Raw genomic sequence first — 18,426 nt, forward strand, 5'->3', positions numbered from 1 at the left:
CCTGCGCAGGGAAGTCGCCTGCCGATTCGACCGCGTACGCTGCGGGAGTGACTGAAACCACTCCTCTCATCCCGCGTGACGCGCTCTACGGCAACCCGGAACGGGCGGATGTCAAGATCAGCCCGGACGGTGCCCACCTCAGTTGGCTCGCACCTCGCGATGGGGTCCTCAACGTGTTCGTCGCCCCGGTGGCGGATCCGGCTCAGGCTGCGCCCGTCACATCTGACACAACGCGGGGTATCCGTGCTCACGAGTGGGCCTACACCGGCCGCCACATCCTGTTCCCGCAAGATGTCGGCGGTGATGAGAACTGGCACATCTACTCGGTCGATCTCGACACGGGTATGACGGTCGATCTGACCCCGTTCGAGCAGGTCGCCGCCACGATCATCATGACCAGTCCCGAGTACCCGCGCGAGGTCCTACTGGGAGTCAACAACCGGGTCGCCGAACTGCACGACATCGTGCGCGCCGACATCGTCACCGGTGAGCGGCAGACAGTGGTCGTCAATGAAGGGTTCGTGGACTTCGTCGGCAGGGAGGACTTCGCGGTGCCATTGGCGGCGGCGATGACACCCGACGGTGGAATGGTCGTGTGCAAGGACACCGACGGTGCCTATGAGCCCTTCCTGCAGATCCCGATGGAGGACACGCTCACGACGCATCCCTTCGGGTTCACGAAAGATGGAGACAGGTTCTACGCGCTCGACAGCCGCGGCCGAGACAAGGCTGCGCTCTTCCTCGTCGATCTCGACGGAGGGGGCACTGAGCTCGTCTTCGAAAGTGAGGTGGCCGACGTCCACGCGATCATGACCCACCCCACCGAGAAGACCGTCCAGGCAGTGGCCGTGAATCACCAACGAACCGAGTGGTTCCCGCTGGACGCAGAGGTGGCCGCAGACCTGCAGTACCTCGGTACCGTCGACCCCGGCGAAGTCACCGTCACCAGCCGAACCAAGGCGGACGACCGATGGATCGTTGCGTTCGTCACCGACGACGGCCCGGTGCGCTACTACCTCTTCGACCGCACCCAACGAAAGTGCGACTTCCTGTTCACCAACCGCTCCGACCTTGACGAATACCCGCTCACTCGAATGCACCCACTTGTCATCACCGCCCGCGACGGACGTGAGCTCGTGTCCTACCTGTCCCTGCCGCCCGATGCAGACCCTGACGGCACCGGTCGTCCGCAGACCCCGCTGCCCATGGTCCTCCTCGTTCACGGTGGGCCGTGGGCACGCGACGAGTGGGGCTTCAATCCCGAGCACCAACTTCTGGCCAACCGCGGATACGCCGTTCTGTCGGTCAACTACCGGGGGTCCACCGGCTTCGGCAAGGGATTCGTGAACGCCGGTAACAAGGAGTGGGGCGCTTCGATGCATGACGACCTACTCGACGCCGTCGACTGGGCAGTCACAGCGGGAGTGGCCCGACGAGATCGGGTAGCGATCTACGGTGGCAGCTATGGCGGATACGCGGCCTTGGCCGGACTGACGCTCACCCCTGACGTCTTCGCGTGCGGGGTCGACATCGTCGGTCCCTCGAATATCACCACACTCTTGGAGTCGATCCCCGCGTACTGGGAGCCCATGGTGCAGATGTTCAAGGACCGGGTGGGAGACTTCACGACCGACGAGGGTCGAGAGTTCCTGCTTTCGCGCTCCCCTCTCACCTTCGCGGATCGCATCGAGAGGCCATTGCTCATCGGGCAAGGCGCGAACGACCCTCGCGTCAAGCAGGCGGAGTCGGAACAGATCGTGTCCGCGATGAAGAGGCACGGCATACCGGTGACGTATGTCTTGTTCCCTGACGAGGGTCACGGATTCGCTGAGCCGGCCAACCGGCTCAGCTTTTTCGCCGTGACCGAGGCGTTCTTGGCTGAGCACTTAGGCGGCCGCTTCGAGCCGTTCGGGACGGTCTTCGAGAAGTCGAGTATCACGATCCCGGCCGGAGTCGATGACATTGCCGGACTCGCCACTGCACTCACTCCTCGCTGACTCCCGAGCCGACCTGGAAGAACGGGTCGGCCTTCTTGTGGGCGGCGGCTCGGCGCTCCAACTGTTGGCGCCGATGTTGGCTCTTGGCCGCCGTCGAAGCCGATGAGGTGATGATGCGGATGGCCAGCGTGATCACCGTGAACCCCAGCAACATCTGGCTGGTCACAACAAGTCGGGCGGTGTCGGTCGACGGGGTGATGTCGCCGAAGCCAACCGTGGCCAGAACGGTCACCGTGAAGTAGACAGCGGTCGTCTTGCTCAGCGGCTCCGTGAAACTCGCAGGATTGACCCCGCTCATGGCCACGTAGAGCCACGAGTAGACGAGGATGATCAGCGCCGCCATGATGACGACGAACAGCGACCCCTCGACGAACGGGCGTTTGGTGTTGCGCAATCGCAGCACCGCGCCCAGTGCCAACAAGATGTAGATCGTCAGGCTCACCGCGCCGAACGCGGCATACCCCCAAAGACCCAGATCGCCGGCTTCGGTGGGTTCGGGAGCAGCCATGTACAGCCATGTCATGGCCGCCAGCGCGACAATGCTCAGCGCGATCGCCGTCACGATATGGCCCGCCACCTTGAGTCCCAGTAGTTCGCGTCGGCGTCGCTCAATCATGCGGCCCACGATCGCAGACCGCGGGGGCTGGACCTCGGAAGCGACGCGGAGACACGCAATGTCGTGATGTAGCCGAAGTCGCACTGAACCCCGAGGTCGCACTGAACCCCGAGGTCGCAGGGAACCCGAGAGGGGTCCCCGGGTGGCGGCGACAAGTCCCCAGTGTGGCGGCGGGAAGTGGGGCGTGAGCGACCATAGTGGGGTGTCGCTTGCCTTCTACGCCCTGGTGGCCCTGATCCTCCTGCTGTTCGCAACGGTCGCAGCGACCATGGTCGCCCGGATGGTGTTACGGCGCCGGGTCAAGAAGGCGGAACGTGACCTGCCGGAGGCCCGGTTCTCCGGGCCCGCAGTCCTTGTGGGCACGAGCGTGTCGGACGACCTGTCCGGGGTCGGGGCGTTGGCCCTGACAGATTCCCGACTGGTGTTCGTGGTCGGCGCCACCGGATTCCTGCTGGATATCCCCCTTGCCCGCGCGCAGGCATGGGAGTACCGCACGAAACCCACCGACCGTCGTGCCGCCCTGCGGGTGGAGTGGGACGGCAATGCCGCCGTCTTCGATGTCCACAAACCAGGGCTCCAGGATTGGCTGGAGCGTCTCCCTACCGGGTCTCAGCCTTGAGTCATAGCCTTGATCTGTGACAGTGGGTGTGGGCGCTCTGGGAGTCGCTATTCGGTGGCGGCTGCTCACGCCTCGGAGTGGGAACCGACGAAAGGGCGTCCCGTTGGGGCGCTAGATTCACGGTCATGGAAGCCGTAATCACCACTGGCTCCGGCGGACCCCGAGGTCTTGCGCGTCGACGCTGTCCCTGACCCGCAAGCAAGTGCCGACGAGATCCTGCTTGCTGTCGCGGCCGCCGGGGTCAACCGGGCCGACCTTCTGCAGCGGCAGGGCTTCTATCCGCCACCCGCCGGTGCCTCGCCGATCCTCGGACTCGAATGCAGCGGTCGGGTCCGCTCCGGCGCCGGTCCGTGGCGGCCCGGTACCCCCGTGTGCGCACTGCTCACCGGTGGCGGGTACGCGCAGCGGGTCTCGGTACCGGTGGGGCAGGTGATGCCACTGCCCGACGGCATCGATCTCATCTCGGCCGCCGGGCTGCCGGAGGTCGCGTGCACGGTCTACTCGAACCTCGCGATGGTGGCTGGGCTACAGGTGGGGGAGTGGGTCCTGATCCATGGCGGGACAGGGGGGATAGGCACCTTCGCCATCCAATGGGCGCGCGCAATCGGCGCCCGGGTGGCGGTCACCGCCGGCAGTGCCGCAAAACTGGCTCGCTGCGCCGAGTTGGGTGCCGAGGTGCTCATCGACTATCGCGAGCAGGACTTCACCGCCGAGATGAAGAAAGCCACCGACGGTCGTGGCGCCGATGTCATCCTCGATGTCATGGGGGCGAAGTACCTTGGTGCCAACCTCGCCGCCCTGGCAGTCGGGGGTCGTCTCGTGGTCATCGGCCTGCAGGGCGGAATCAAGGCCGAACTCAACCTCAACAAACTGCTGATGAAGCGGGCATCGATCATGGCCACCTCCCTGCGCTCCCGGCCGGCCGAGGAGAAAGCCGACATCTGCCGCAGGGTCGTGGCCGACGTCTGGCCGCTCATCGCCGCAGGGGAGATCCGGCCGGTGATCGACCGGGTGCTGCCACTGGCCGATGTCGCGGTTGCCCATCAGTTGATGGCAGACAGCGCCCATGTCGGAAAGATCCTGCTCACCGTCTGAAGCCGTCGAGGCATCGTCAGCCCCGGTCGAAGGGCGGAGCCGGTGCCCGGACTGCGTACGGTCCGAGACCGACCTCAGGGCAGGTAATACATCGGATTGGGCAAGAGGAATCCGCGGCGCAGGTGACCGTGCGACATGTCGCTCACCTGGTCCCCGATGCTGGCGACGATCCGGTATCCGCGAGCCTGGATGTGCGCGCGGGCCATCGCCTTGAAGCGGGCAGCGGGCAGGTCGGCCGTGCGGGTATCACGCAGGATCAGGAATCGCCAACCGTCGATGCCCCGCAGCCTGAGGCATCGCCGCGTGGCAGCCCGCTGGTCACCAGGACGACCAGCCACCAGTGCGACGGGAACGCCGTCGTGCTGCAACCGCCGGAACAGCCGACGGACCGGGCGGTTTGCTGGGGTCCGGCATTGCTCGACCCATCGCGTCTGTCGGGCGTCGTCATAGGAAAAGGCGGGATGGTTGCCCGCGTACAGTTCGAAGTTGTTCAGCAGGGTGTCATCGATGTCGAAGACCACCAGGTCCCGGCAGCCACCGGCCCCGGGGAAGCCCCGCCCACTCATGGCGCACCGGGTCCCGATGTCCTGACGGATGGCCCTGGCCGCGGCCGAAGCGATCTGTCGCTGCAGGCGCCGGACCCGCCCGGATCGATACAGGTTCTCGATCTGGGCGGCGAATCCGGGACCCGCGTCGTACGGCTCAGTGGACCCCAACGACGGCAGATTCTGAGTCGTCCACACGAGCGGGCGCCCGGCGGCAACCGCACCCGGGTCCAGCGGCACGACGGTTGCCTCGGCGGAGGACAGCACGGTCAGGGACAGGGCCAAGCAGGACACGATCACCTCAGCCGGCCGGAACCTCACGCCCCCTTCCTGCTGCGCGGACTCGGCTGGTCAGGCTGCTCGAGTCGTTCCCTTTCGTGCGTCCTCATCGCCATGCCGCCATCTTCTCCGATTCACCGGGCCGGGTCGGCGCCCGCCCTCCATCGGTTGCCGGGTGTGCTCGTGTCTGCCACCGTGTGGACGTGGTCAGCTGGCGTGACTTCGAATCGGATGCCCCCGACATGGCCGAGCAGGTGAGAGCCGCGTTCGCGGTGCGCAAACACTGCACCCTGGCGACCCTGCGGCGGGACGGAGCTCCTCGGATCAGTGGTACCGAGGTCGAGTTCGACGGCGGCGATGTGTTCCTCGGCATGATGGCCGGTTCAATGAAACTTCGTGATGTGTTGGGGGACCCCCGAGTGGCCGTGCACAGTCCCACGGTCGACCCGGAGAGCGAGACTCAATGGATGGGTGAGGCGAAGTTCTCGGGCCGTGCGCAGCCGGTGGCGACCCCCGAGGGCTATCCCGCGGGCGGCGGGCGGTTCCGCATCGAACTCACCAGCGTGGTGTTCACCGGTCTCAGCGAGGACGCGCAGGCGCTGCGGATCCAGCTGTGGCGCCCGGACATCGGTCGGGAGACCATGCTGCGCGGTTGAGGCTCGGGGGTACAGGTTGCGCGTCAAGATCGGCGGGTAGATCGGCGGGTCGGTGGGCCCTGAGGGGCCGCTTTGACCGAAGCGGGCATCGTTGGCTATGGTTGGAAGCCGTGCCTGGCGTCCTGCCGAGCACGACTTCGGGACCACGTCAGTCGTTTGGGTCGCGAGTGGTACGGGCACACCGTACCCCGCGGGCGACAGACAGGCCCGGAGGTTCCACCACACGATTCGGATTCGCGTCGTGCTGCCGCCCGGCGGTGCGACACACCCGACCTCGGGGGTGGGGCAAATCGGACATCAGGTCCGGTGCGCCCGAGCACGACACGAAGCCGAGACTGGAGAACAGGTGCCCACAATCCAGCAGCTGGTCCGCAAGGGCCGCGAGGACAAGGTCGCGAAGAACAAGACGCCCGCGCTGAAGGGCAGCCCCCAGCGCCGTGGTGTCTGCACCCGCGTCTACACGACCACGCCGAAGAAGCCGAACTCGGCACTGCGCAAGGTCGCCCGTGTGCGCCTGTCCTCGGGCATCGAGGTCACCGCCTACATCCCCGGCGTGGGGCACAACCTGCAGGAGCACTCGATCGTGCTCGTCCGCGGTGGTCGTGTGAAGGACCTGCCCGGCGTGCGCTACAAGATCGTGCGTGGCTCGTTGGACACCCAGGGCGTCAAGAACCGCAAGCAGGCCCGCAGCCGCTACGGAGCGAAGAAGGAGAAGGGCTGATGCCTCGCAAAGGACCCGCCGAGAAGCGCCGCATCGTCGCCGATCCCGTCTACGACTCGCCCGCTGGTGACCCAGCTGGTCAACAAGGTGCTGCTCGACGGCAAGCGTTCGACCGCGCAGCGCATCGTGTACGGCGCACTCGAGGGCACCCGCGCCAAGACCGACGTCGATCCCGTGACCACCCTGCGCCGCGCCATCGACAACGTCAAGCCGACTCTCGAGGTCCGCTCCCGCCGGGTCGGCGGCGCCACCTACCAGGTCCCCGTCGAGGTGCGTCCAGGGCCGCTCCACGACGCTGGCCCTGCGCTGGCTCATCGGCTACTCGCGGCAGCGTCGCGAGCGCACCATGACCGAGCGCCTCATGAACGAGATCCTCGACGCGTCCAACGGCCTCGGCGCCGCGGTGAAGAAGCGCGAGGACACCCACAAGATGGCCGAAGCCAACAAGGCCTTCGCCCACTACCGCTGGTAATCCCAGACCACCAAGAGACTGACGGAGTAGCTGACGTGTCAACTGATCTGGCCGATGTCCGCAACATCGGGATCATGGCTCACATCGACGCCGGCAAGACCACGACGACTGAGCGGATCCTGTTCTACACGGGCATCAACTACAAGATCGGTGAGGTCCATGAGGGCGCAGCCACCATGGACTGGATGGAGCAGGAGCAGGAGCGCGGCATCACGATCACGTCGGCCGCGACGACCTGTCACTGGAACGACCACCAGATCAACATCATCGACACGCCCGGGCCACGTCGACTTCACCGTCGAGGTCGAGCGTTCGCTGCGGGTTCTCGACGGTGCCGTCGCGGTCTTCGACGGCGTTGCCGGTGTCGAGCCGCAGTCCGAGACCGTGTGGCGCCAGGCCGACCGCTACAACGTTCCCCGCATCTGCTTCGTCAACAAGCTGGACCGCACCGGCGCCGAGTTCTTCCGCTGCGTCGACATGATCGATCAAGCCGCCTGAACGCCACGTGCCGCTCGTCCTGCAGCTGCCGATCGGCGCCGAGACTCGACTTCCGCGGCGTCGTCGACCTGGTCCAGATGAAGGCCCTCGTCTGGCCCGAGGACACCAAGATGGGCGAGGACTACAACGTCGAGGAGATCCCCGAGCACCCACACCGAGATCGCCCAGCGAATGGCGCGACCGGCTGCTCGAGACGATCGGCGAGGCCGACGACGAGATGATGGAGAAGTACCTCGAAGGGCGAAGAGCCCACCGTCGCGGAACTCAAGGCGGCGATCCGTCGGGCCACGCTGGCCGATGCGCTCTGACGCCCGGTTCTGTGCGGGACGGCGTTCAAGAACAAGGGCGTGCAGCCCCTGCTGGACGCGGTCGTCGACTACCTGCCGTCACCGCTGGACGTCGGCGCCATCGAGGGTCACAAGGTTGGCGACGAAGAGGTCATCCTCACCCGCGAACCCAAGAGCGATGCGCCGCTTGTCGGCGCTTGGCGTTCAAGATCATGTCCGACCCGCACCTGGGCAAGTTGACCTACCTGCGCGTCTACTCCGGAACCCTGACCGGCGGGCAGCCACGTGCTCAACGCGAGCAAGGACAAGAAGGAGCGCATCGGCAAGATCTACCGGATGCACGCGAACAAGCGCGAGGAGATCGACTCGGTCGGCGCCGGCGAGATCGTCGCCGTCATGGGTCTGAAGATGACCACCACCGGCGAGACGCTGTGCGACCCGGGCAACCCCATCACGCTCGAGTCCATGACGTTCCCGGCGCCGGTCATCCACGTCGCGATCGAGCCGAAGACCAAGTCCGACCAGGACAAGCTCGCCACCGCGATCCAGCGGCTCGCCGAGGAGGATCCCACCTTCCAGGTGCGGACCGACGAGGAGACCGGCCAGACGATCATCGCGGGCATGGGCGAGCTGCACCTCGAGGTGCTGGTCGACCGCATGCGCCGCGAGTTCAAGGTCGAGGCCAACGTCGGCAAGCCGCAGGTCGCCTACCGCGAGACGATCACCAAGAAGGTCGACAAGGTCGAGTACACCCACAAGAAGCAGACCGGTGGCTCGGGCCAGTTCGGCCGCGTGATCATCGACCATCGAGCCGACCGGCGGCGAGGGCGACGGCGGCTACGAGTTCGCGAACAAGGTCACCGGCGGTCGCATCCCGCGCGAGTACATCCCCAGTGTCGACGCCGGTTGCCAGGACGCGATGGAGTTCGGCGTGCTCGCCGGCTACCCCATGGTGGACGTCAAAGTGACACTTGCTGGACGGCGCCTACCACGACGTGGACTCGTCGGAGTTGGCGTTCAAGATCGCCGGCTCGATGGCTTTCAAGGAAGGCCGCCCGCCGGGCCGGCCCGGTGCTGCTGGAGCCCATGATGGCCGTCGAGGTCACCACCCCCGAGGACTTCCTCGGCGAGGTGATCGGCGACCTGAACTCCCGCCGTGGCCTGGTCCAGTCCATGGACGAGCGAGCCGGGGCCCGAGTCGTCAAGGCCCTCGTCCCCTTGTCGGAGATGTTCGGTTACGTCGGCGACCTGCGCTCCAAGACGCAGGGCCGGGCCGCGTACTCGATGCAGTTCGACTCCTACAACCAGGTCCCCAACAGCGTCGCCGAGGAAATCATCGCCAAGGCCCGCGGGGAATGAATCTCCGGGCGGCCGCACCGGGCTGATTGGGTGATCCGAGACAACTGAACGACAACTGAACACCCCGTCGAGGGCGTAGACCGCCACCGATCGGGGCACAAGGACGAAGACAGCATCAGCCTGGCTCCAGTCCGGAAGAGGATCGGCCGGAAGTCATACAAGCGCACGAGGTCAAGGAGGACCCCAGTGGCGAAGGCGAAGTTCGAGCGGACCAAGCCGCACGTCAACATCGGCACCATCGGTCACATCGACCACGGTAAGACGACGCTGACCGCGGCCATCACCAAGGTTCTGCACGACAAGTACCCCGACATCAACCCGTTCACGCCGTTCGACGAGATCGACAAGGCTCCCGAGGAGCGGCAGCGCGGTATCACCATCTCGATCGCTCACGTCGAGTACCAGACCGAGGCGCGGCACTACGCCCACGTCGACTGCCCCGGTCACGCCGACTACATCAAGAACATGATCACGGGCGCCGCCCAGATGGACGGCGCGATCCTGGTCGTGGCCGCCACCGACGGCCCGATGCCGCAGACCAAGGAGCACGTGCTCCTGGCCCGCCAGGTCGGCGTGCCCGCGATCGTCGTCGCGCTCAACAAGTGCGACATGGTCGATGACGAGGAGATCCTCGAGCTCGTCGAGCTCGAGGTCCGCGAACTGCTCAGCGAGCTACGAGTTCCCCGGCGACGACATCCCCGTCATCAAGGTCGCCGCCTGCTCCCGCCCTGCAGGGCGACGAGAAGTGGGGCGAGTCGATCCTCGAACTGATGAACGCGGTGGACGAGTGCATCCCCACGCCCGAGCGCGAGATGGACAAGCCGTTCCTCATGCCTGATCGAGGACGTGTTCACGATCACCGGTCGCGGCACCGTCGTCACCGGTCGTATCGAGCGCGGCATCGTCAAGGTCAACGAAGAGGTCGAGATCGTCGGCATCCGTCCCGACTCGCAGCGCACGACAGTGACCGGCGTCGAGATGTTCCGGAAGCTGCTGGACGAGGGTCAGGCCGGCGAGAACGTCGGACTGCTCCTGCGTGGCACGAAGCGTGAAGACGTCGAGCGCGGCCAGGTTGTCGTCAAGCCCGGCACCACCACGCCCCACACCCAGTTCGAGGCGCAGGTCTACATCCTGTCCAAGGACGAGGGTGGCCGGCACACGCCGTTCTTCAACTCCTACCGGCCGCAGTTCTACTTCCGCACCACGGACGTGACCGGTGTGGTCACGCTGCCCGAGGACAAGGAGATGGTCATCCCCGGTGACGACACCGCGATGACCGTGCGAACTGATCCAGCCCGTCGCCATGGACGAGGGTCTGCGGTTCGCCATCCGCGAGGGTGGCCGCACCGTGGGCGCCGGCCAGGTGACCAAGGTCCTCGAGTAAGACCTCGTTCTGCCGGGTGGTGGCGCTCCACGTCACCACCCGGCACACGATCGAGCAGCGACTGAAAGTTGCTCCGGAACGGCGTCAGCCGTCCAGGGCAGCAACTGAATGAGTTCCAGAAGAGACTGAAGCAAAGGACACGCAGGCACATGGCGGAACAGAAGATCCGCATCCGGCTGAAGGCCTACGACCACGACGTGATCGACAAGTCGGCCCGCCGGATCGTCGAGACGGCGACCCGCACCGGCGCCCGCGTCGCGGGTCCCGTGCCGCTGCCGACCGAGAAGAACGTGTACTGCGTGATCCGGTCGCCCCACAAGTACAAGGACAGCCGCGAGCATTTCGAGATGCGCACGCACAAGCGGCTGATCGACATCATCGACCCCACCCCGAAGACGGTCGACGCCCTCATGCGTCTCGACCTGCCCTCCGGCGTCGCGATCGAGATCAAGGGCTGAGGACGACTTCCGATGAGTACCGCAGTGAAAGGACTCCTGGGCACGAAGCTCGGGATGACCCAGATCTGGGACGAGAACAACAAGGTCGTCCCCGTCACCGTCGTCAAGGCGGGCCCGTGCGTCGTCACTCAGGTCCGCACGCCGGAGTCCGACGGCTACTCGGCCGTCCAACTGGGCTACGGGCAGATCGATCCCACGCAAGGTGAACAAGCCGATGGCGGGGCACTTCGCCAAGGCCGGGCGTCACACCCGCGTCGGCATCTCGTCGAACTGCGCACGGACGCTGCCAGCGAGGTCACAGTCGGCCAGGAGTTCGACGTGACTGTCTTCGAACCGGGAGCCCGGGTCGACGTCACCGGAACCACCAAGGGCAAGGGCTACGCCGGCGTCATGAAGCGGCATGGCTTCCACGGTCTGCGCGCCTCCCACGGTGTGCAGCGCAAGCACCGGTCGCCTGGTTCGATCGGTGGCTGCGCCACGCCGGGCCGGGTGTTCAAGGGCCTGCGCATGGCCGGCCGTATGGGTGGCGATCGCCAGACCACTTTGAACCTGACGGTCGAGCGCGTGGACCACGACAACGGCGTCCTGTTGATCCGCGGAGCCCTGCCGGGTTCCGATGGCTCGATCGTCTTCATCCGCGAGGCGAAGAAGGGATCAGTCTGATGTCATCGGTCCAACTTCCCCCCGAGATCTTCGACGTACAGACCAATGTGCCGCTGATCCACCAGGTGGTCGTGGCTCAGTTGGCCGCGGCTCGCACCGGCAACCACAAGACCAAGACCCGGGGCGAGGTCGCCGGCGGCGGCCGCAAGCCCTACAAGCAGAAGGGAACCGGCCGGGCCCGTCAGGGTTCGATCCGCGCCCCCCAATACGCCGGTGGCGGTAGCCGCCCACGGCCCGACAGCCGCGGGACTACAGTCAGCGGACCCCGAAGAAGATGAAAGCCGCCGCCCTGCGCGGGGTCTTGTCCGACCGGGCCCGCGAGGACCGCGTCAATGTCGTCGACGCCTTCGATGCCGAGCACGCCATCCACCAAAGCGGCTCTGGCAACGCTGGGCGATTTCGCGCAAGAACGCCGCTTGCTGGTGGTGCTGTCCCGAGACGAGGAGAACGCCTGGCGTTCGCTGCGCAACGTCGCCAACATCCATGCTGGTCTCCAGCGATCAACTGAGCGCCTACGACGCCGTGATCAGTGATCGGGTCGTGTTCGACCAAGGCCGGCCTGGCCGCGTTCATCGAACCGCAGCGGCGCCCCCGCGGCCCAGGCTGCCGCGACCGAGACCGAGGAGCAGGCATGAGACTCAACGGATCCGCGCGACGTCCTGCTGGCACCCGGTCATCTCCGAGAAGAGTTACGGTCTGCTGGACGCCAACAAGTACACCTTCGTCGTGCCGCGCACGGCGAACAAGACGCGAGATCAAGATCGCCGTGGAACAGGTGTTCGGGGTCACTGTCACGGCCGTGAACACCATGAACCGACAGGGCAAGCGGGTCCGCACCCGCACCGGCTACGGCCAGCGGCCCGACACCAAGCGCGCGATCGTGTCAGTCGCGCGCCGGTGACCGCATCGACATCTTCGGAGGACCGGTCTCCTGACCGGCCGAGAGTTTCGGAAGGCAACAGCAATGGGTATTCGCAGGTACAAGCCCACGACCCCTGGTCGTCGCGGCGCCAGCGTGGCCGACTTCGTGGAAGTCACGCGTAGCACTTCGGAGAAGTCGCTGACCCGGCCGTTGCCCAAGAAGGGTGGCCGCAACAGCAGCGGCCGGATCACCACCCGACACAAGGGCGGCGGTCACAAGCGCGCCTACCGCGTGATCGACTTCCGGCGCGCTGACAAGGACGGCATCGACGCCAAGGTCGCGCACATCGAGTACGACCCCAACCGAACGGCGCGCATCGCGCTTGCTTCACTTCGCCGATGGCACGAAGCGGTACATCCTGGCGCCCGACCGGTTGAAGCAGGGAGACAGGGTCGAAACCGGCCCGAGCGCCGACATCAAACCGGGCAACAACCTGCCGTTGCGCAATATCCCCGTCGGCACCGTGGTGCACGCCGTCGAGATGCGACCCGGCGGTGGCGCCAAGATCGCCCGCTCCGCCGGCGCGAGTGTCCAGCTGGTGGCCCGCGAGGGGCGTTACGCGCAGCTGCGGATGCCGTCGGGCGAGATCCGCAACGTGGACGTACGCTGTCGGGCCACCGTCGGCGAAGTCGGCAACTCTGAGCAGTCCAACCTGAACTGGGGCAAGGCCGGCCGCATGAGGTGGAAGGGCAAGCGCCCCACCGTCCGCGGTGTGGCCATGAACCCCGTCGACCATCCACACGGTGGTGGTGAGGGCAAGACCTCCGGTGGTCGTCATCCCGTCAACCCGAATGGTCGCCCCGAGGGTCGCACCCGCAAGGCTGGCAAGCCGAGCGACAAGTACATCGTCCGTCGCCGCAAGTCCGGCAAGAAGCGCTGAGGAACTGAGGGAACATGCCACGCAGCCTGAAGAAGGGGCCGTTCGTCGACGTGCACCTGCAGAAGAAGGTCGATGCCCAGAACGAGAAGGGCAGCCACAGCGTCATCAAGACCTGGTCGCGCCGCTCCATGATCACGCCGGACATGATCGGGCACACGATCGCCGTGCACGACGGGCGCAAGCACGTGCCGGTGTTCATCAGCGAGAACATGATCGGCCACAAGCTCGGCGAGTTCGCGCCCACGCGCACGTTCAAGGGGCATGTGAAGGACGACCGCAAGGCGCGCCGGCGCTGAGCCGGCGCAGGACAAGCCGAGCCGACGCGAGAGCAATAGGAGAACGTCATGGAAGCCAGGGCACAGGCACGCGGGGTGCGCGTGTCGCCGATGAAGGCCCGCCGGGTGGTGGACCTCATCCGCGGCCTGCCCACCGACGAGGCGCAGGCAGTGCTGCAGTTCTCACCGCAGGACGCCAGCGAGCCGGTGCTGAAGGTGCTGGACAGCGCGTTGGCCAACGCCGCCAACAACCACGACATGGATGTCCGTGACCTGGTTGTGGCTGCTGCGTTCGTCGACGAGGGACCGACCATGAAACGTATTCGTCCGCGGGCGCAGGGCCGCGCCTACCGCATCCGCAAACGATCAAGCCACATCACCATCGTCGTGGCACCGCCGAACGAGGTCGTCGATGCGACCGGGAAGAGGGGCTGACGCAATGGGTCAGAAGATTCACCCCCATGGCTTCCGGCTGGGTTACACCGCCGACTACGCCTCCAACTGGTACGCGGACGGCAACAAGCCGGGCCAGCGTTACCGCGACTATGTCGAGGAGGACGTCAAGGTCCGTCGGCTGATCGCTGACCGGATGCCCCGTGCTGCCATCAGCAAGGTCACGATCCAGCGCTCCCAGGGTCGCCTCGAGTTGTGGATTCACACTGCCCGCCCGGGCATCGTCATCGGGCGCGGCGGCAAGGAGACCGACGCCTTGAAGCGGGCACTGGAGGAGTTGACCGGCAAGCAGGTCCAGGTCAATGTGCTCGAGGTCAAGGATCCCGAGCTCGAAGCGCAACTGGTGGCCCAGGCCGTGGCCGAGCAGCTGGCGGGTCGCGTTGCCTTCCGGCGCGCGATGCGCCGGGCGCTCCAGTCGACGCTGAAAGCCGGTGCCGAGGGCATTCGGATCCAGGTTTCGGGTCGTCTCGGCGGCGCGGAGATGAGCCGAACCGAGTTCTACCGAGAGGGGCGGGTGCCGCTGCACACGCTGCGGGCGAACATCGACTACGGCCTGGCGGAGGCGCACACGACCTTTGGTCGCATCGGCGTGAAGGTGTGGATCTACAAGGGCGAAGCCCCGGTGACCCGCGCCGATCGTGAGCAGGCCGAGGCTCAGAAGCTCATGGGTCGGCGCCGCGGTGCGGATCGCGGGCGCGGCGGCCGGGGTCGCCAGGGCGCCCCTGCCGAGGCCGGCCAGACCGGGACGGAGGCCTGAACATGCTGATTCCCCGACGGGTGAAGCACCGTAAGCAGCATCACCCCAAGCGCACCGGTAACGCCAAGGGCGGCACCAAGGTGATCAACGGCGAGTGGGGGTTGCAGGCCATCGGCCCCGCCTACATCACCAACCGGCAGATCGAGGCGGCGCGTATCGCGATCAACCGGCGCGTGAAACGCGGCGGCAAGGTGTGGATCAACATCTATCCCGACCGTCCGCTGACCAAGAAGCCGGCCGAGACCCGCATGGGTTCCGGCAAGGGATCCCCCGAGTGGTGGGTCGCGAACGTCAAGCCAGGGCGCGTCATGTTCGAACTGAGTTACCCCGACGAGGCGGTCGCTCGAGAGGCTCTGGAGCGTGCGATGCACAAACTCCCCGTGAAGTGCCGGATCATCCGGCGGGACGTGGCAGGTGAAGGCTGATGGCAACCACCAAAACAGCGGAACTGCGCAACCTCGAGGACGACGAACTCGAGACCAAGTTGCGTGAGCACAAGGAAGAACTGTTCAACCTGCGGTTCCAGTCCGCGACCGGTCAGTTGGAGAGCCACGGCCGGCTTCGGGCCGTGCGCCGTGAGATCGCCCGCATCTACACCGTGCTGCGGGAACGGGAACTGGGCATCACCTCCGTGACCGACGAGGGTGCTGAGTCGAATGAGTGAGGACACGAGCGCAGTGACGCAGACCGACGATGCAATCAGCCGCGGCTACCGCAAGACCCGCGAAGGTCTGGTGGTCAGCGACAAGATGGACAAGACCGTCGTGGTCGCCGTCGAGGACCGGTTCAAGCACCCGCTGTACGGCAAGGTCGTGCGTCGGACCAGCCGGCTGAAAGCCCACGACGAGGGCAACCAGGCGGGCGTGGGTGACCGCGTGCTGCTGATGGAGACCAAACCACAGTCGGCCACCAAGCGTTGGCGCGTGGTGGAGATCCTCGAGAAGGCCAAGTAGTTACGGTCCGGGCGACCGACAAGCAGCGCAAGAGAAGGACAAGGACATGATCCAGCAGGAGTCACGCCTCCGCGTGGCGGACAACACCGGCGCCAAGGAGCTGTTGTGCATCCGCGTGCTCGGCGGCTCCGGGCGGCGGTATGCCGGCATCGGCGATGTGGTCGTGTGCACCGTCAAGGACGCGATCCCCGGTGGGAACGTCAAGAAGGGCGAGGTCGTCAAGGCCGTTGTGGTCCGCACCAAGAAGCAGCGTCGTCGACCCGACGGTTCCTACATCCGTTTCGACGAGAATGCGGCGGTCGTGCTGAAGGGCGACGGCGAACCGCGCGGGACGCGCATCTTCGGACCCGTCGGGCGCGAACTGCGCGACAAGAAGTTCATGAAGATCATTTCGCTAGCTCCGGAGGTGTTGTGATGGCGATGTCGATCCGCGCTGGCGACGAGGTCCAGGTCATCAGCGGTAAGGACCGTGGCCTGAAGGGCAAGGTTCTGACGGTCCTGGCTGACTCCGACCGAGTCATCGTCGAAGGCGTCAACCGCGTCAAGAAGCACACCAGGGTCGGCCAGTCCGCTCGTGGTGGCAAGACCGGCGGCATCGTGACCCAAGAGGCCCCGGTGCACGTGTCGAACGTGATGCTGATCGACCCCGAGGACAACCGCCCCACGCGAGTGGGATTCCGCGTCGAGGAAGCCGAGAAGCAGCGCGCTGACGGGTCCACCTACACGGGCACCAAGCGGGTCCGATACAGCAAGCGGACGGGCAAGGAAGTATGAGCGAGACAACAACCACCACGACCGTGCCGCGGTTGAAGCAGCGGTATCGCGAAGAAATCGTGCCCGCGCTCACTGAGGAGTTCGGGTTCGCCAACGTGATGCAGGTGCCGACCGTGCAGAAGGTCGTCGTCAACATGGGGGTGGGAGACGCCGCTCGCGACTCCAAACTCATCGAGGGCGCAATCCGTGACCTGTCGACGATCACAGGTCAACGGCCCAAGATCAACAAGGCGACGAAGTCGATTGCGCAGTTCAAGCTGCGGGAGGGTCAGCCCATCGGCGCCAAGGTGACCATCCGCAACGACCGGATGTGGGAGTTCCTGGACCGGCTGCTCAGCCTGGCCCTGCCTCGCATCCGCGACTTCCGGGGGCTGTCGCCGAAGCAGTTCGACGGACACGGCAACTACACATTCGGATTGACCGAGCAGGTCATGTTCCACGAGATCGACGCCGACTCGGTCGATCGGGCCCGAGGGATGGACATCACGGTGGTCACAAGTGCCGCCAACGACGACGAGGGACGCGCGCTGCTGCGGCTGCTGGGCTTCCCCTTCAAGGAGAACTGAGCAGATGGCGAAGAAGGCTCTGATCAACAAGGCGAATGCCAAGCCGAAGTTCAAGGTGCGCGGATACACCCGCTGCACCCGCTGCGGCCGACCACATTCGGTGTACCGCAAGTTCGGCTTGTGTCGGGTGTGTCTGCGAGAGATGGCGCACCGCGGCGAACTGCCGGGCATCCGCAAGAGCAGCTGGTAATCACAACCACCCACAAACGCCGTAGGTCCTGCGGGAAACCGCGGCGAGGAAGGCCGGTGAGGCCATGACGATGACAGACCCGATCGCAGACATGCTGACGCGTCTGCGCAATGCGAACTCGGCATATCACGAGTCGGTGAGTATGCCGTCTTCGAAGATGAAGGTCGGCATCGCGGAGATCCTCCAGCAGGAGGGATACATCGCCGGCTTCGACGTCGCCGATGCCGAGGTGGGTAGGACTCTGACCCTGACGCTGAAGTACGGGCCATCCCGGGAGCGTTCGATCGCCGGCATCCGCCGTGTCTCGAAACCTGGCCTTCGTGTCTACGCCAAGAGCAACGCGCTGCCCAAGGTGCTGGGTGGTCTGGGGACGGCGATCATCTCGACGTCGACCGGGCTGCTCACCGAGCGCCAGGCCGCCAAGAGCAAGGTGGGCGGGGAAGTCCTCGCCTACGTGTGGTGAGGTAGTCATGTCTCGAATCGGACGCATGCCCATCACCGTCCCCAGCGGGGTGATGGTGTCGATCGACGGCCAAGACGTTGCCGTCAAGGGCCCTAAAGGCGAGCTTTCACTCACGGTCGCGGAGCCCATCACCGTCAAGCAGGACGACGGGATCCTCGAGGTCGCCCGCCCCAACGACGAACGGTCCGCCAAACAGTTGCACGGACTGACTCGATCCCTGTTGAACAACATGGTCATCGGGGTGACGGACGGCTACACCAAGACCCTCGAACTGGTCGGAACCGGCTACCGGGTCCAGGCCAAGGGGCAGGGGCTGGAGTTGTCACTCGGCTTCAGCCACCCGGTCAACGTCGACGCCCCGCAGGGCATCACCTTCCAGGTGGAGACCCCCACCCGATTCCACATCAGTGGCATCGACAAGCAGTTGGTGGGCGAGGTTGCGGCCAACATCCGCAAGCTGCGTCCGCCGGAGCCCTACAAGGGCAAGGGTGTCAAGTACGCCGACGAAGTCATCCGCCGCAAGGCCGGAAAGGCAGGGAAGTAG

General features: G+C 65.9%; 26 protein-coding genes and 7 pseudogenes. 31 read left to right on the plus strand and 2 right to left on the minus strand.

Annotated features, from left to right (window positions below):
- Positions 1-47: 47 nt before the first annotated feature.
- Positions 48-1,997 carry a S9 family peptidase gene (locus V9E98_11470; protein ID MEI2717592.1) on the plus strand — a complete coding sequence of 650 codons (1,950 nt, stop codon included), beginning with the start codon at positions 48-50 and terminating at the stop codon, positions 1,995-1,997.
- On the opposite strand, the gene V9E98_11475 is transcribed toward V9E98_11470, so the two are convergent.
- Positions 1,984-2,613, minus strand: a complete 630-nt coding sequence (locus tag V9E98_11475; GenBank protein MEI2717593.1) for an ion channel — start codon at positions 2,611-2,613, stop codon at positions 1,984-1,986. The two genes, V9E98_11470 and V9E98_11475, sit on opposite strands and share 14 nt — an antisense overlap.
- Positions 2,614-2,797: 184 nt before the next feature.
- On the opposite strand from V9E98_11475, the gene V9E98_11480 reads away from it, so the two are divergent.
- Positions 2,798-3,232, plus strand: a complete 435-nt coding sequence (locus tag V9E98_11480; protein ID MEI2717594.1) for a hypothetical protein — start codon at positions 2,798-2,800, stop codon at positions 3,230-3,232.
- Between the two features lie 144 nt (positions 3,233-3,376).
- Entirely contained in the window at positions 3,377-4,327 is a 951-nt protein-coding gene (locus V9E98_11485; protein MEI2717595.1) for an NAD(P)H-quinone oxidoreductase, read from the plus strand.
- A gap of 74 nt (positions 4,328-4,401) precedes the next feature.
- On the opposite strand, the gene V9E98_11490 is transcribed toward V9E98_11485, so the two are convergent.
- Positions 4,402-5,193, minus strand: coding sequence for an HAD family acid phosphatase (locus V9E98_11490; GenBank protein MEI2717596.1), 792 nt, complete (start codon positions 5,191-5,193; stop codon positions 4,402-4,404).
- Positions 5,194-5,354: 161 nt separating this feature from the next.
- Between V9E98_11490 and V9E98_11495 the strand changes: the two genes are divergently transcribed.
- From V9E98_11495 to rplF, 28 genes and pseudogenes are all read left to right on the plus strand, one after another.
- Positions 5,355-5,807: a pyridoxamine 5'-phosphate oxidase family protein gene (locus V9E98_11495; GenBank protein ID MEI2717597.1), complete on the plus strand. Its 453-nt coding sequence runs from the start codon at positions 5,355-5,357 to the stop codon at positions 5,805-5,807.
- A gap of 346 nt (positions 5,808-6,153) precedes the next feature.
- On the plus strand, positions 6,154-6,528 hold the full coding sequence (rpsL, locus tag V9E98_11500; GenBank protein ID MEI2717598.1) for a 30S ribosomal protein S12: 375 nt from the start codon (positions 6,154-6,156) through the stop codon (positions 6,526-6,528).
- An 87-nt stretch (positions 6,529-6,615) separates the two neighbouring features.
- A pseudogene (gene rpsG, locus V9E98_11505) lies at positions 6,616-7,000 on the plus strand (30S ribosomal protein S7).
- A gap of 35 nt (positions 7,001-7,035) precedes the next feature.
- Positions 7,036-7,263, plus strand: a pseudogene (locus V9E98_11510) (GTP-binding protein).
- A complete protein-coding gene (locus V9E98_11515) occupies positions 7,160-7,498 on the plus strand; it encodes a GTP-binding protein (GenBank protein ID MEI2717599.1) in 339 nt (112 codons plus the stop codon). Before V9E98_11510 ends, V9E98_11515 begins: the two are co-directional and overlap by 104 nt.
- Before the next feature lie 347 nt (positions 7,499-7,845).
- The gene (locus V9E98_11520) at positions 7,846-8,025 is read left to right on the plus strand and encodes a hypothetical protein (GenBank protein ID MEI2717600.1); all 180 of its coding nucleotides are present in this window, start codon (positions 7,846-7,848) and stop codon (positions 8,023-8,025) included.
- A gap of 45 nt (positions 8,026-8,070) precedes the next feature.
- Positions 8,071-8,577: pseudogene (locus V9E98_11525) on the plus strand (EF-Tu/IF-2/RF-3 family GTPase).
- Between the two features lie 13 nt (positions 8,578-8,590).
- A pseudogene (locus tag V9E98_11530) lies at positions 8,591-8,695 on the plus strand (hypothetical protein).
- Positions 8,696-8,856: 161 nt separating this feature from the next.
- Positions 8,857-9,144 carry a hypothetical protein gene (locus V9E98_11535; GenBank protein MEI2717601.1) on the plus strand — a complete coding sequence of 96 codons (288 nt, stop codon included), beginning with the start codon at positions 8,857-8,859 and terminating at the stop codon, positions 9,142-9,144.
- Positions 9,145-9,330: 186 nt separating this feature from the next.
- A pseudogene (gene tuf / locus V9E98_11540) lies at positions 9,331-10,528 on the plus strand (elongation factor Tu).
- Positions 10,529-10,677: 149 nt separating this feature from the next.
- On the plus strand, positions 10,678-10,986 hold the full coding sequence (gene rpsJ / locus V9E98_11545; protein ID MEI2717602.1) for a 30S ribosomal protein S10: 309 nt from the start codon (positions 10,678-10,680) through the stop codon (positions 10,984-10,986).
- A 12-nt stretch (positions 10,987-10,998) separates the two neighbouring features.
- Complete coding sequence (gene rplC, locus V9E98_11550; protein ID MEI2717603.1) at positions 10,999-11,649, plus strand: 50S ribosomal protein L3; 651 nt, start codon at positions 10,999-11,001, stop codon at positions 11,647-11,649.
- On the plus strand, positions 11,649-11,927 hold the full coding sequence (gene rplD, locus V9E98_11555) for a 50S ribosomal protein L4 (protein ID MEI2717604.1): 279 nt from the start codon (positions 11,649-11,651) through the stop codon (positions 11,925-11,927). Before rplC ends, rplD begins: the two co-directional genes overlap by 1 nt.
- Positions 11,928-11,981: 54 nt before the next feature.
- Complete coding sequence (locus V9E98_11560) at positions 11,982-12,182, plus strand: hypothetical protein (GenBank protein MEI2717605.1); 201 nt, start codon at positions 11,982-11,984, stop codon at positions 12,180-12,182.
- A 126-nt stretch (positions 12,183-12,308) separates the two neighbouring features.
- Positions 12,309-12,584, plus strand: a pseudogene (gene rplW / locus V9E98_11565) (50S ribosomal protein L23).
- A gap of 29 nt (positions 12,585-12,613) precedes the next feature.
- Positions 12,614-13,451, plus strand: a pseudogene (gene rplB / locus V9E98_11570) (50S ribosomal protein L2).
- 14 nt (positions 13,452-13,465) lie between these two features.
- Positions 13,466-13,747: a 30S ribosomal protein S19 gene (gene rpsS / locus V9E98_11575; protein ID MEI2717606.1), complete on the plus strand. Its 282-nt coding sequence runs from the start codon at positions 13,466-13,468 to the stop codon at positions 13,745-13,747.
- Between the two features lie 48 nt (positions 13,748-13,795).
- On the plus strand, positions 13,796-14,161 hold the full coding sequence (gene rplV, locus V9E98_11580) for a 50S ribosomal protein L22 (protein MEI2717607.1): 366 nt from the start codon (positions 13,796-13,798) through the stop codon (positions 14,159-14,161).
- A 4-nt stretch (positions 14,162-14,165) separates the two neighbouring features.
- Positions 14,166-14,936 carry a 30S ribosomal protein S3 gene (gene rpsC / locus V9E98_11585; protein ID MEI2717608.1) on the plus strand — a complete coding sequence of 257 codons (771 nt, stop codon included), beginning with the start codon at positions 14,166-14,168 and terminating at the stop codon, positions 14,934-14,936.
- Between the two features lie 2 nt (positions 14,937-14,938).
- Positions 14,939-15,361 (plus strand): 50S ribosomal protein L16, encoded by a 423-nt coding sequence (rplP, locus tag V9E98_11590; protein ID MEI2717609.1) that lies wholly within the window; start codon positions 14,939-14,941, stop codon positions 15,359-15,361.
- Positions 15,358-15,600, plus strand: coding sequence for a 50S ribosomal protein L29 (rpmC, locus tag V9E98_11595; protein MEI2717610.1), 243 nt, complete (start codon positions 15,358-15,360; stop codon positions 15,598-15,600). Before rplP ends, rpmC begins: the two co-directional genes overlap by 4 nt.
- Positions 15,593-15,889, plus strand: coding sequence for a 30S ribosomal protein S17 (gene rpsQ, locus V9E98_11600; GenBank protein ID MEI2717611.1), 297 nt, complete (start codon positions 15,593-15,595; stop codon positions 15,887-15,889). The genes rpmC and rpsQ overlap by 8 nt, the downstream gene beginning before the upstream one ends.
- A gap of 46 nt (positions 15,890-15,935) precedes the next feature.
- Positions 15,936-16,304 carry a 50S ribosomal protein L14 gene (gene rplN, locus V9E98_11605; protein ID MEI2717612.1) on the plus strand — a complete coding sequence of 123 codons (369 nt, stop codon included), beginning with the start codon at positions 15,936-15,938 and terminating at the stop codon, positions 16,302-16,304.
- Positions 16,305-16,309: 5 nt separating this feature from the next.
- Positions 16,310-16,663 (plus strand): 50S ribosomal protein L24, encoded by a 354-nt coding sequence (gene rplX / locus V9E98_11610; protein MEI2717613.1) that lies wholly within the window; start codon positions 16,310-16,312, stop codon positions 16,661-16,663.
- Complete coding sequence (rplE, locus tag V9E98_11615) at positions 16,660-17,229, plus strand: 50S ribosomal protein L5 (GenBank protein MEI2717614.1); 570 nt, start codon at positions 16,660-16,662, stop codon at positions 17,227-17,229. Before rplX ends, rplE begins: the two co-directional genes overlap by 4 nt.
- A gap of 4 nt (positions 17,230-17,233) precedes the next feature.
- Positions 17,234-17,419 carry a type Z 30S ribosomal protein S14 gene (locus tag V9E98_11620; GenBank protein ID MEI2717615.1) on the plus strand — a complete coding sequence of 62 codons (186 nt, stop codon included), beginning with the start codon at positions 17,234-17,236 and terminating at the stop codon, positions 17,417-17,419.
- A 64-nt stretch (positions 17,420-17,483) separates the two neighbouring features.
- Positions 17,484-17,882 (plus strand): 30S ribosomal protein S8, encoded by a 399-nt coding sequence (gene rpsH, locus V9E98_11625; protein ID MEI2717616.1) that lies wholly within the window; start codon positions 17,484-17,486, stop codon positions 17,880-17,882.
- A gap of 7 nt (positions 17,883-17,889) precedes the next feature.
- Positions 17,890-18,426 (plus strand): 50S ribosomal protein L6, encoded by a 537-nt coding sequence (gene rplF, locus V9E98_11630; protein MEI2717617.1) that lies wholly within the window; start codon positions 17,890-17,892, stop codon positions 18,424-18,426.

It is taken from the genome of Candidatus Nanopelagicales bacterium (assembly GCA_037045355.1).
Classification (GTDB): domain Bacteria; phylum Actinomycetota; class Actinomycetes; order S36-B12.